Raw genomic sequence first — 12,218 nt, 5'->3', positions numbered from 1 at the left:
ATTTCTTGGCGGCCTGCCGTCTGTCTTTCCGCTAAATCCCCGATAGAAAAAATCTGGGGATACCGCTTCAATACGGTTTAGTGACAAGGGTTTGTGCGATAAATCCTATCCCATGTTTGGTGGCTAAACTAAATATTAGCAATTCTTTAATTGTGGTTCTAGCCTAAGCACCACAAACCTCAGTAACATAGACCTGATTGAATTGAAGCCATTTTTCATGGCGAAAAGCAAAGCAGGACTACCGAAACCGACTGGCACTGCAACTGCTCTCCAAATTTTTATCAATTTTCACATGGAATGGAATCAGTAACTTGTTGTCGAGATACTAAACAGCTCTTCGCAAAACTCAAGATGAAGGATAAACAACAGTCCTCAATAGAACTAAAAACCTCTAAAAATGGAACAGATTAATCAAATTAAAAATAATATTACTTCGCATTTTTCCGTTTTGCTTAACTTGCCCCATATTTAAGCATTAAAGACACATGGAGTGGAAACATTTACTTTCTAATAAAAGGTTTGGACAAGAAAGCTGGACAGGGGATAGAGACAAAGCCCGATCAGATTTTCAAAGAGATTATGATCGATTAATTTTTTCATCACCTTTTAGAAGATTGCAAAATAAAACGCAGGTTTTTCCATTGCCTGGAAGTGTATTTGTTCATAATCGCCTAACCCATAGCTTGGAGGTAGCCAGTGTAGCCCGATCGATGGCAAATATTTTCCTGAATACTTTGGAAGAAAATAAGTCCCCGCTTTTGAAAGATGTTCCGCTGATTAATGAAGTTGGAAATATCGTGGCTGCAGCGGCTTTGGCGCACGATCTTGGAAATCCTGCCTTTGGTCATTCAGGTGAGGCAGCCATATCCAGATATTTTACAGATGGTGATGGGCGGGTTTATGAAAAGGAAATGACAGCCTCTCAATGGCACGATTTGATTAATTTTGAAGGAAACGCAAACGCCATTCGAATTCTTACCCATCCATTAAAAGGCAAGGGTAATGATGCTTACGCTCTTACGTATTCTACCCTAGCCTCCATTGCTAAATATCCTTGTGCATCAATCGCTGGTAGGCAGAAAGGCCTATTACACCGCAAAAAGTACGGCTTTTTCCAATCAGAAGAAGAAACTTTTCAGAAGATTGCCAATGAACTTCATTTGGAAAAAGAAGAAAACGAATATCTGATATATAAACGTCATCCCTTAGTGTACTTGGTTGAGGCCGCAGACGACATTTGTTACAGCATTATTGATTTGGAAGATGCGCATCGTTTGAAAATTCTATCCTATGAGGAAGTAAAAAATTATTTGCTACCATTTGCCAATTCCAAAACGATTGAAGAACGTTTAAAGAATGACTATGAAGATGATGATGCAAAAATTGGTTTGTTGCGCGCAAAGGCAATTAATACCTTGACCAAGACCTGTGCGGATATTTTTTACCGCGAGCAAGAAAGCCTCCTCATGGGCAGCTTGAATAAAAGTTTAACAGATTTGATTCCTGAACCTTATTTTACCGCATGGAAAGCGGTAGAGAAAGTCTCGGTAGAACGCATTTATAATTTCTCGTCGGTAATTCAAAAAGAAGTTGCAGGTTATAAAATTATGGCGGGTTTATTAGAAGAATTTGTTCCGGCCCTAATTCATAACAATACCCATTACTATAAAAAATTGGTAAAGCTTATCCCTAAACAGTATCATACCGATAGGACAGACATTTATTCAAGAACTCAAAGTGTATTGGATTTTGTTTCTGGAATGACGGATTTATATGCCGTAGATCTATATAGAAATATAAAGGGAATTTCTTTTCCTTCAGAAACTTAGGCTTTAATAGCAATTTTTGAACCTTAAAGTAGGACAGTTAGGGGTAATTTTAGTGGTTTCTATCTTACAATTATGGTGTTTTTTAGGCTTTATGTGTAAAAAAATAGTTTCTATGTGGTTATTTATTGCTGATTTATAGCTATTTACGTTGCTTTTGATGGTTCATGAACCGCTTTTGTGTAAAGTTTGTATGCTGGGATATACTAATTATTAGATTTGAGAGTTAAGGAGAGCCAATCATCCGGCATTTCTTTTAAACTAAACAGATCATATCCCTTTTATGAAAAAAACGTTTCTCGTTGCCATGCTATGGCTTGGTTTCGCATTCGCCGTACACGCACAAACGCCTCAACAATTTAACTATCAAGGTGCCGCTCGAAACACAAATGGAACGCCTCTAGCAAATAAAAGTATTTCGCTGAGAATAAGTATCCTCGATGCTTCTGCAACAGGAAGTGCACAATACACTGAAGTTAGAAGTGTTACCACAAATGCTTACGGTTTATACAGTTTAATTATCGGTGGTACGGGCGCAACATCAACCATCGGTACAATTTCAAATGTAACCTGGGGAACAGGACTCAAATTTGTTAAGGTAGAAGTAGATCCAGACAATGGATCAAATTTTACTGTTGCTGGAACAGCACAATTATTAAGTGTTCCTTATGCATTATATTCAGCTAATGGCCCACAAGGCCCGATTGGCTTAACTGGTGCAACAGGTGCAGTTGGTCCGGCGGGGCCACAAGGCGTGGCAGGGCCAGTTGGTCCGGCAGGTGTTGCAGGTGCAGTTGGTCCGCAAGGCCCAATCGGTTTAACGGGTGCAGTTGGAGCAACTGGTCCTCAAGGAGTTGCGGGGCCTGCTGGCGCTCAGGGTCCGATTGGTTTAACAGGCGCAACTGGCCCACAGGGTGTTGCAGGTGCTGTTGGCCCGCAAGGCCCAATCGGCTTAACAGGTTCGGCAGGGGCAGTTGGAGCAACAGGCCCACAAGGTCCTATAGGATTAACTGGTGCACAGGGTCCAATTGGTTTGACAGGTGCAACTGGGGCCAAAGGAGATAAAGGCGACAAAGGCGATACGGGTATTCAGGGGCCTGTTGGTCCATCCACAGGTGTCGCCGGAGGCGATTTAACAGGTAATTATCCTAATCCAACAATTGCCAATTTGCAGGGTAAAACCGTATCCGCTGGTTCGCCAACGGCTAATCAAGTTTTATTATTTGATGGTAGCGTTTGGAAACCAATTACGCTGGATGTTTCTACTTTACCTGGTGGAAAGGCATTAACCTCTACAGATTTAAGTATCAGTGCTAATGGTGCAACCTCACTATTAAAGGATGTTGTAGTTGATATCAATACGGGTGCGGTAACTACAGTTAAACTTGCTGATGCTGCGGTAACTTCAATTAAAATTGGCGCTAAAGAAGTTAAAACTGCAAACATTGCAGATTTAGCGGTTGGAAGCTTGCAATTAGCAGATGCTTCAGTAACTACACCAAAATTAGCAGATGCTTCTGTTACGGTAGGCAAACTTACTACTGCTGGTTTAACAGATGCCAATAAAGTTTACATCACAAATGCAACCACGGGTGTACCCGAATTAATTAGCCGAAATTTATTTGCGAATGCAAATTCATGGGGTTTAAGAGGGAATTCTGGAAATACAGATCTTAACAATAACTTTTTAGGTAATACAGATGACATTGCAATCAATTTCCTCATTAACAATCAAAAAGCAGGACGAATAGGTGCCTCAGTAGAAACGAGTACTTCTTTTGGTTATCAATCTCTAAGTAGCAACATTACCGGATATAACAATAGCGCTTTTGGTAAAGAGGCATTAAAGCTAAGTTTAACAGGCTACGGTAATAGTAGTTTTGGTGCTTTTGCTTTGGCAAAATCAGTAAGTGGTTATAGTAATACGGCTTTCGGTTCTGAGGCACTTGCCACCCTAAGCACTGGAGCAAGTAACACTGCAACAGGTTTTAGAGCGCTTGCATTGAATACAGGAGATAACAATGTGGCTTTGGGTTCGCAATCTTTAGAAACAAATTCTACAGGCTCAAACAACATCGCTATTGGTAATCTAGCTGAAAGTAAAAATACCTCAGGATCAAATAATACTGCAATTGGCGATATGGCGGGGACAAATAACAATGGTAGTGGAAATATTTTTATCGGCAGTAAAGCCGGTAGCCAGTTAACATCGGCTGCCAATACCTTGGTTGTAGCCAATACGAACACTAATTTTCCACTAATTGCAGGAACACTTGCAACAGACGGAGGGACGTTAACCGTTAACAGTTCTATTGCATCAACTACAACGGCAACTGCACCAAATAGCAACAGCACTTTAAACGTAAATGGGTCAGTTTCTACCAGCATATTAAAATATACCAGCACTGCAACTTTAACCTTAGATGCCAGCCACCATACCGTACGCGTGGTAAATGCGGGCGTAGCAACTAACATTACCTTGCCTTTAGCCACAAGTTGCAAGGGTAGGATTTATGTGCTAATTAAACCGCTATCTTCTGGAAATATTACCTTAAGTCAGTCGGTTTTGTTGAACACAGATGTTGCTTTAACCACCTTGACCGGAAGTCAAACCTTGGTTATCCAAAGTGATGGTACAGATTGGATTGCTATTAATTAATCGAGCTATGAAAAAAAGATACTACTGGTTTCTTTTCTTTCCTTTATTGTTTTCAATTGGGGAAGCTAAAGCTCAAAATACCACTCTGCCAAGCGCCATAAACTCCGCAAGTAGTTACGCTAAAATAAACAATCAGCTTTACGATTTTAGTATCGGAGAGATGGTTTTGGTGCAAACTTTTAGTGCAAACAATTTGGTGTTTACACAAGGTTTTCTTCAGCCATTCCTAATATCATCTAACCCAACTGATTTGGTGATTGTAAACAACATACTAACGCCAAATGGAGACGGGAAAAATGATTTTTTTGTGCTTAAGGGATTAGAAAAGTACACCAGCAATAAGGTAAGCATTTTCGACAGGGCGGGACGCTTGCTTTTTAAAACCGACAATTACCAAAATAACTGGGATGGTTATTATAACGGGAAACCACTTGCAGAAGATACCTATTATTACATCATTGATTTAGAAGGCGCAGGCGTTGCAAAAGGTTTTATATCGATATTATTTAAAAAATAACAACAGGTGAAAAAGATAAAAATATACGTAATCGGACTGTTGTTGTTTCTCATTACACCAGCAGCTTATAGCCAGCTAAACCCAATGGGGAGCATTTACTATCAAAATCAGTTTCTGGCAAACCCTGCCTTAGCTGGCTTAGATACAGTAGTAAATTTGAATGCTGCATTCAAAACACAATGGGTTAACATTAATGGAGCGCCAAAAACGCAATACTTAACAGCAGATTTTGCCTTGAAAAACAAAAAGGTAGGTTTAGGCTTACTTTTTTATAACGAAAGTGCAGGGGTAATAAACAGAACCCGAGCAACCCTTACCTATGCTTATCATTTAAAATTAAACAATGATTCCAGTTCGTTAGATTTTGGTTTATCAGCAGGAATCATGAACGAATGGATCGATTTTGGCAAGGCGCAAGCCGATTTAAGCGACGATGTTATCAACAGCTTTAACGATAGGAGGTTATACTTTGATGGCGATTTCGGAATCGCTTATCGAAGCGAAAAATTAACCCTACAGGCATCATTGCCAAATCTTAAAAGGTTCTTTAAGCGTGATGCAGTTCGCAACATTGTGGATCGATCTATTTATTTTGTAGCCGCAAGCTATAAAATCAAAACCGATCAGGTGCTTAATAGTATAGAACCTAAAGTAATTTATCGTGGGGTAGAAAATTATGATGGAATTTTAGATGTCGGTTCGAATTTTCAGTTTTTGCAAGATAAATTTACGCTAAGCGGAATCTATCATAGTACCAACAGCTTTACAATTGGCGCAGGTGCTAATTACAATAACAAACTGGGTATCTTATTCCAATACACCACAAACACATCTAAAATGCAAAGCTACAGCAACGGCGAATTCGAGCTTGGGTTAAGATTCAATTTTAAAAGATAAATAATTGGTAAAAATAAAAGCCCTTTCAGTTTAAGTTGAAAGGGCTCTTTTTTGGAAAATCGCTTCTAAATTATCTGCCTCTGGCGTCATCCCATCTATTTCTTTCGTCTTGCAATTCTCTCGCAAGCTTCATCTCTTTATCTTTTGCTTTCACTTTATGCGCTTGGAATTCGTCTGCAACTTCTTGATAAAGTTGTGTTCTGTAAGTGGCTTCGTGCCTGTATTTTCCCGATTGGAAAACGATAAACGCCAATGCCGCGCCCAGTACAATGATGATGGTCCACACAATGGTATTATAAGTGCCTTTGTTGAAAGACATGCCCAAAAATTTAATTTCGTTAACTGAAGCATTGGCATTTGCCAACGAACTTTCCTTTCCGGTAACCTCACCTTTTAAACTCGCAATATTATCCGCCTGCGCTTTAATTTCCTGTTTTGCTTCTTGTAACTGTTTACGCTCTTTTCGCAAGGTATCGTTTACACTTTTCCAAAGAGATGATAATCTGGATGGATTAATCAGCCTTGCACCGTACAAACTTTTAGATTTTGACAACATAAAATTGTATTGACCACTTAATGAGGGATCGGTGTTTTTAGTTGTGTCTTGCTGTGCCTGGACAAATGCAACGTTCAAAAATAGCAAAGCCCAAAAAATGTAAAGGGTGTGTTTTAATTTCTGCATAGTTTAAATATAGGTGTTATGATGTAAAACTACATTTTTATCTATTTCTCTCTCAATATATTTTCATTTAAGATTAAGGAGAGATCCGTAAATGATTTCTTTTATCATCCTAATTAACAATTTTATCTAAGTTTTATTATAAAATTATTTGCGATAGATTACATTTGCCTCATGCAAATAGGAATTATTGGCCTCGGCGACATGGGTAAATTATATGCTGTGTCTTTCGTAAACGCAGGCCACCAGGTTTGTGGAGCAGATATGCCTTCACGTTTCGAAGAATTAAAAAAGGAATTGGAGCCCAAGCATATTGAGGTTTTAATTGATGGGCATGAAGTAGCCCGAAAATCTGATTTTATTATTTATTGTGTTGAAGCAGAGAAGATAGACGAAGTTGTGGCCACCTTTGCAAGGTCAACAAAGTTTGGTGCCATAGTATCTGGACAAACTTCGGTTAAACATCCTGAGATTGCCGCATTTGAAAAACATCTACCAGAAGATACGCAAATCGTAACCTGCCATTCTTTGCACGGCCCTGCATTTAGTCCTGAAGGGCAAACCTTAGTAGTGGTTCGCCACCGTGCCACCAATGAGGTTTACCAAAAAGCCCTAAATATTTATAAATCATTGAAATCAAACATCATTGAGATGGATGACTATAAAGAGCATGATCGGATTGTGGCCGACACGCAAGCCGTAACGCACATGGGTTTCGAGAGCATGGGTTCTGCATGGAAAAATGCAGGCTTTTTTCCTTGGGATAACCCAGCCTATGCAGGTGGGATAGATAATGTAAAAATTCTAACTACCCTGAGGATATTTAGTTACAAATCGCACATTTATGCAGGCTTGGCCATTCTAAATCCGTACGCACAAAAACAGGTTAAATATTACGCCCAGGCAGAATCAGAATTATACAAGCTGATGATTTGCGAAAACGAAACGGAGTTTAGACAGAAAATTTATGCAGCGCGAGATTTCGTCTTTCATGAAAGCAGAAACCTCCTTTTGCTGGATGATAACATCATGAAAGAATTTAGCCTCTCCGATGCAAATCATAAGCAAAAGCCGAACTCTCACTTAAGTTTATTGAGCATGGTTTATGCCTGGTACAAAATGGGTGTAAATCCCTATGATAATTTGATTTGCCAAACGCCACCATTCAAACTAAGATTAGGTATAGCAGAATATTTATTTAAAAATGAAGCCATGCTGGAAGAATCTATTCACACAGCCTTGTACGATAAATCTATCCGTGGCGATGATTTGGAATTTCATACAGCGGTGCACGAATGGGCATCGATAATTGGCTACGGCGATTTGAAAGGTTACAAAGAGCATTTTGAAGCTGCCAAAGCCTTTTTTGCAAACCGTTTGAACGATGGCCGGGATTTAAGTGGCGAAATGATTAAGCGTTTAGGGAAGTAGGGTTAATTTTAGATGTAAGTTTTCATGAAGCCATTTTTTGGCAGTAAGTTTAGGAAACGAACCTGAAATTGACAAACAACGAAGAAGAATACTAAAAAATATGGCAGCATACAGTTTACCACATTTCGGAGATTTGCCGACGGAGAATTTAGAAGAATATTACAATGTTGACATTGACTTTAACGGAAATGAAATTCAAATGGACCTAAATTTTGAAAACAAATCCATTGACAGATTAACTATGGATAAAGTAAAACACTTTATTGAAAACATAGACAGGTTTGACAAATTGAACAAGACGTATATTCTCAACGACTATAATGACGAAGATGCTGACACAGTGAAATTTTATTTAGAACATCATCTTGAAGAAATTGGTAAAGACGAACTTTCAAAACTTATAAATTTTGATGCCACGACAACCAAACCTGAGCAACAACTTTTGACAAAATTGATATTGGTTAGAGTTGGACTTTACCCTGAAAATGCAGATAATTTTGCAATTTTTGATTACTCAATTGGTCGAGAAATAACAGATTATTTAGTTGTGATAATCACTAACGAGAAAGGAGAACTCGTCAATATGACAATGGAAAGCTAAAAGAATAAAACCTGTTGCCAATAACAGTATTGTGAAAAATTCCTTTGTCGTACTGTGCAAACAGCAAGCCATTATAAGAGTTAACCATTTCAGAATGTGCTTAACTTCAATAGTAAAATATTAGGTTAAAACTTCATGGTCAAAACGACACCCTTATTGGTTTGCTTGCTCATTTAAAATTTAATCATTCAATAATTAATTTATAACTTTATTGTTATGACTACTTTAACTGTAAACATCAACGATAAAAAAACTGAAAAAGCTGTGAAAGCAGTGTTCGATGCTTTGGGTTTGAGTTATGCTGAAGATAAAACAAAGAAAGTAGCGCAAGAATCCTTGAGTAAGCTTGAGCAAGCTGTGTACAATCGTCTTGAAAATTCGTTCGAACAAATTAAGTTACATCAGGAAGGAAAGGTTGAACTTAGAAATGCTAGAGCGCTTTTAGATGAGTTATAGCGTCAAAACTGTGCCTGATTTTGATAAAGTTCTGAAGAACATATCAAAAAAGCATAAATTAATTAAGTATGATATTTCGGATTTAATTGATGAGCTTGAAATTAATCCAACTCTTGTTGTTCATCTTGGGCACAATATTTAGAAGATTCGCTTAGCCCTTTCTGGTACTAACAAAGGAAAATCTGGAGGCGCCAGAATTATCTCCTATGTTTTTATTGATCATCACACTGTTTACTTGGTTGATATTTACCTAAAGAGTGAATATGATACCATTGATGCAACGAAGATCATTCAAAGGCTTGCAGAAACCGGAATCATTTAACCGCGTTCGCCCTTTCGCATTTATTTCTATCGTTATTTCGATTGCCCGTAACATTTCATTGTTAAAGCAAGCCTAAGCAATCTTCTGCATCTTACTTCATCCATATAATATATAGACTTTATTTTATTGCTTTAATATTTCATAAAGCCAATACAAGTCGCTTATATTTGCCCGCATGTCGGTATTGCTGTTTACCATTATCGTTTTGTTCGGTGCTTTTTTGGCAGGTTTATTAGGTTCATTAACTGGCTTAGGCGGCGGGGTGATCATTATTCCACTCCTTACCCTAGCGCTTGGCGTTGATATTCATTATGCCATCGGTGCATCAATCGTTTCGGTAATTGCAACATCTTCAGGTTCGGCAGCAGCTTACGTTAAAGAAGGCATTACCAATATTCGAATTGGTATGTTTTTAGAAATTGCCACTACCATTGGAGCCATTTGCGGTGCAATAGTTGCTGTCTACCTCAATGCTAATTATATCGCAATCTTATTTGGATGTATCCTGATCTTTTCCGCCATCATGACTTTGAAAAAGAAGGTAGATCATACCACACTGGATGATAGCGACAAATGGGCGAAATTTTTTAAACTTAACGGATCTTTTCCTGACAAGGGCGTTGAGCAGAGGTATGCCGTAAAACATGTGCCGGGTGGCTTTCTGATGATGCTTTTCGCAGGTACGCTCTCTGGCTTATTGGGCATTGGTAGCGGAGCCTTAAAAGTAATTGCGATGGATAACATTATGCGCTTACCGTTTAAAGTATCTACAACTACCAGCAATTTTATGATGGGCGTTACCGCTGCGGCCAGCGCAGTGGTTTACTTACACCGCGGTCAAATAGATCCTGGAATTGCTATGCCCGTTTGTATCGGTGTTTTAACCGGAGCAACCATAGGCTCTAAAATTTTACTAAAAACTAAAACCGATAAGCTCAAAATTGTTTTTGCGGTTGTGGTTACCTTTTTGGCTTTACAAATGATTTATAAAGGAATTACAGGATTATAATGAGCGCCATAAGAAAAGAAAACATAAATGATAGAGATATCCAGGTTATTTTGGGTACGCTTTTACGTGCAGGTGTAATTATTTCTATGAGCATTGTTTTAATTGGCGGGGTTATTTTTCTGATTCACAATAATGGGGTAATAACCGATTACAAAGTTTTCAAACCAGAGCTATCTAAATTCTCTTCCATCGCTTCCATATTCAAAGGCGTACTTACTTTACAAGGTGATGCAATTGTGCAGTTTGGTGTGCTCATGCTCATATTTACTCCGATTGCCCGCATTGTTTTCGCCATATTTAGCTTTTTAATCGAAAGAGATTATCTATATGTATTAATAGGCTTAATTATATTAGCCATCATAACCATCAGTTTAAATGGTGGTTTGGCACATTAGTTCAGCATTTTAAGCTAAATCCCATCGTATCAGCAAATTATTTGAAAAAATATTTCGCTAACTATTTGAATATTAAGAATTCTTTCCTATTTTTGCCCTCCCTTAAAAGGGACGAACAACCACCTTGAACGAAGCCCTACTGCTTCGATGGGTGTTAAAAAAGAAAAGATAAAATGTCAGGAATTATTGGAAAAAAAGTAGGAATGACCAGTATCTTTGATGCCGAAGGAAGAAACATTCCTTGTACGGTAATCGAGGCTGGACCTTGTGTAGTTACACAGGTAAAAACCGAAGAAGTAGATGGTTACTCATCAATCCAGTTGGGTTATGATGAGAAAAAAGAGAAAAACACAACTCAACCATTGAAAGGCCATTTCGCGAAAGCAAACACAACTCCGAAACGCAAGCTGGTAGAATTTGATTCGTTTACAACTTCACTTAATTTAGGTGATGTAGTAACGGTTGATTCTTTCGCAGAAGGCGATTTTGTTGATGTTGTAGGTACCTCAAAAGGTAAAGGTTTTCAAGGTGTTGTAAAACGCCACGGATTCGCCGGTGTTGGTATGCAGACTCACGGTCAGCACAACCGTTTACGTGCCCCAGGTTCATTGGGAGCATCATCATTTCCATCACGTGTATTCAAAGGAATGCGCATGGCTGGAAGAACAGGTGGAGACAGAGTAAAAATTCAAAACTTACAAGTTTTGAAAGTTTATGCTGAGCAAAACTTATTAGTAGTTAGTGGTTCCGTTCCAGGAGCTAAAGGTTCTTACGTAATCTTAGACAAGTAATCAGATGGAAGTTAAAGTATTAAACATTTCAGGTAAAGAAACAGGTGCCAAGGTGCAACTTCCTGAATCGGTATTTGGTATCGAACCTAACGACCACGCGATTTATTTAGATGTTAAACAGTATTTGGCTAACCAACGTCAAGGTACTCACAAATCTAAACAACGTAATGAGATTGCTGGTTCAACGCGTAAACTATACAAGCAAAAAGGTACAGGTGGTGCCCGTGCTGGTAGCATTAAATCTCCGTTATTTAACGGTGGTGGTCGTGTTTTCGGTCCTCAGCCACGTGATTACAGTTTTAAATTGAACAAGAAATTAAAATCATTAGCACGTAAATCAGCTTTAGCTTACAAAGCAAAAGATAACAACGTGGTAGTTTTAGAAGATTTCACCTTCGATACTATTAAAACTAAAAGCTTCATTAGTTTAATCGCTGCGTTAAACGTAGGTAACGAAAAAACTTTGTTGGTTTTACCTGCACAAAATAATAATATCTATTTATCAAGCAGAAACGTTCAGAAAACTAAAGTAATTGCTGCGGCTGATTTAAACACATATGATGTTTTGAACGCTGGCGTACTTGTGTTAACTGCAGATTCTGTTAAAACTTTGGAGGAGGCATTTGCCAAATAAT

Annotated in this window: 12 protein-coding genes; 11 read left to right on the top strand and 1 reads right to left on the bottom strand. The window is 38.4% G+C overall.

The window, feature by feature from the left end:
• The first annotated feature begins 485 nt into the window (after nt 1–485).
• The 4 genes from DHW03_RS13470 (at nt 486) to DHW03_RS13455 (ending at nt 5,899) form a co-directional block, all read left to right on the top strand.
• Nucleotides 486–1,829, top strand: coding sequence for a deoxyguanosinetriphosphate triphosphohydrolase (locus DHW03_RS13470; protein WP_109926355.1), 1,344 nt, complete (start codon nt 486–488; stop codon nt 1,827–1,829).
• Nucleotides 1,830–2,109: 280 nt separating this feature from the next.
• The gene (locus DHW03_RS13465) at nt 2,110–4,485 is read left to right on the top strand and encodes a hypothetical protein (RefSeq protein ID WP_109926354.1); all 2,376 of its coding nucleotides are present in this window, start codon (nt 2,110–2,112) and stop codon (nt 4,483–4,485) included.
• A gap of 7 nt (nt 4,486–4,492) precedes the next feature.
• The gene (locus DHW03_RS13460) at nt 4,493–5,002 is read left to right on the top strand and encodes a gliding motility-associated C-terminal domain-containing protein (protein WP_165825420.1); all 510 of its coding nucleotides are present in this window, start codon (nt 4,493–4,495) and stop codon (nt 5,000–5,002) included.
• A 6-nt stretch (nt 5,003–5,008) separates the two neighbouring features.
• Entirely contained in the window at nt 5,009–5,899 is an 891-nt protein-coding gene (locus tag DHW03_RS13455; RefSeq protein WP_240618535.1) for a PorP/SprF family type IX secretion system membrane protein, read from the top strand.
• Nucleotides 5,900–5,969: 70 nt separating this feature from the next.
• Here the strand turns inward: DHW03_RS13455 and DHW03_RS13450 are convergent, their stop codons facing one another.
• A complete protein-coding gene (locus tag DHW03_RS13450) occupies nt 5,970–6,581 on the bottom strand; it encodes a hypothetical protein (protein WP_109926352.1) in 612 nt (203 codons plus the stop codon).
• Nucleotides 6,582–6,752: 171 nt separating this feature from the next.
• Here DHW03_RS13450 and DHW03_RS13445 point away from each other — a divergent pair, with 171 nt between their 5' ends.
• The 7 genes from DHW03_RS13445 to rplD all read left to right on the top strand — a co-directional run bounded on the left by DHW03_RS13445 (nt 6,753) and on the right by rplD (nt 12,217).
• Nucleotides 6,753–8,009, top strand: coding sequence for a prephenate dehydrogenase (locus DHW03_RS13445; RefSeq protein ID WP_109926351.1), 1,257 nt, complete (start codon nt 6,753–6,755; stop codon nt 8,007–8,009).
• A 37-nt stretch (nt 8,010–8,046) separates the two neighbouring features.
• The gene (locus DHW03_RS13440; RefSeq protein ID WP_109926350.1) at nt 8,047–8,610 is read left to right on the top strand and encodes a DUF2004 domain-containing protein; all 564 of its coding nucleotides are present in this window, start codon (nt 8,047–8,049) and stop codon (nt 8,608–8,610) included.
• A 216-nt stretch (nt 8,611–8,826) separates the two neighbouring features.
• Nucleotides 8,827–9,066 carry a hypothetical protein gene (locus DHW03_RS13435; RefSeq protein ID WP_109926349.1) on the top strand — a complete coding sequence of 80 codons (240 nt, stop codon included), beginning with the start codon at nt 8,827–8,829 and terminating at the stop codon, nt 9,064–9,066.
• Nucleotides 9,067–9,563: 497 nt separating this feature from the next.
• Nucleotides 9,564–10,397, top strand: a complete 834-nt coding sequence (locus DHW03_RS13430) for a sulfite exporter TauE/SafE family protein (RefSeq protein ID WP_109926348.1) — start codon at nt 9,564–9,566, stop codon at nt 10,395–10,397.
• Nucleotides 10,397–10,792 (top strand): DUF1634 domain-containing protein, encoded by a 396-nt coding sequence (locus tag DHW03_RS13425; protein WP_109926347.1) that lies wholly within the window; start codon nt 10,397–10,399, stop codon nt 10,790–10,792. The genes DHW03_RS13430 and DHW03_RS13425 overlap by 1 nt, the downstream gene beginning before the upstream one ends.
• A gap of 173 nt (nt 10,793–10,965) precedes the next feature.
• Complete coding sequence (rplC, locus tag DHW03_RS13420; protein ID WP_109926346.1) at nt 10,966–11,583, top strand: 50S ribosomal protein L3; 618 nt, start codon at nt 10,966–10,968, stop codon at nt 11,581–11,583.
• A 4-nt stretch (nt 11,584–11,587) separates the two neighbouring features.
• Entirely contained in the window at nt 11,588–12,217 is a 630-nt protein-coding gene (gene rplD, locus DHW03_RS13415) for a 50S ribosomal protein L4 (protein ID WP_109926345.1), read from the top strand.
• Nucleotide 12,218 lies beyond the last annotated feature (1 nt).

It is taken from the genome of Pedobacter yonginensis, from assembly GCF_003173595.1.
Taxonomy (GTDB): Bacteria; Bacteroidota; Bacteroidia; order Sphingobacteriales; family Sphingobacteriaceae; genus Pedobacter; species Pedobacter yonginense.
This window is presented reverse-complemented; position numbering and strand designations above follow the sequence as displayed.